The organism is Polaromonas sp. P1_E11, assembly GCF_056405995.1.
On the sequence record NZ_JBFUBA010000019.1, the window covers coordinates 1 to 606 of the forward strand.

A 606-nucleotide genomic window follows, 5' to 3' on the forward strand; every position below is an offset into this window, starting at 1 on the left:
GTCCTTGGGAACGGTGGTCGTCAAGAACGCATAGAGCGGCACGACGAACATGCCGCCGCTGATCGCGATGCCGAGCAGGCTGAGCAGCAACGGGACGACCGAGGGATGGCCGAGGAAGCCGCCAATGTCGTAGAGCGTGCCCGCCGGCTCGGCGCCCCAGTTGCGGCACACCCAATAAAAGGCGACGACGAACAAGCCCATGACGATGACGCTGGCGGGGCTGTAGCGCGCCGAGACCTGCCCCTTGAGCAGGCGGTTCACCGCCACCGAGCCGATCGCGATGCCGACCGAGAAGATCGCGAGGAACAGGCTGGCGACGCTTTTGTCGGCGTGGAGGATATTCTTGGCGAGCGGCGGGAACTGGATGAACAGCACCGCGCAGATCGTCCAGAAGAAGCTGATCGATAGGATCGCGAGATAGAGGCGCGGGATGTGCATCGTGCCGCGGACGAGCGTGATCGTCGAGCGGATGATGTGCCAGTCGATCCCCGTTTCCTCATGCTCGGGCGGCGCGGGGGGCACTTTGCGCCCGGTCCAGTAGCCGAGGCCGGCGACGAGGACGACGCCGAGCGCCGCCCATTCAACGTCGATCACGCCGGCAAGGAT

1 pseudogene is annotated in these 606 nt (G+C 65.5%); it reads right to left on the bottom strand.

What is annotated here, in order from left to right:
• Nucleotides 1-606: pseudogene (locus tag AC1D11_RS22210) on the bottom strand (hypothetical protein); the annotation flags it as partial.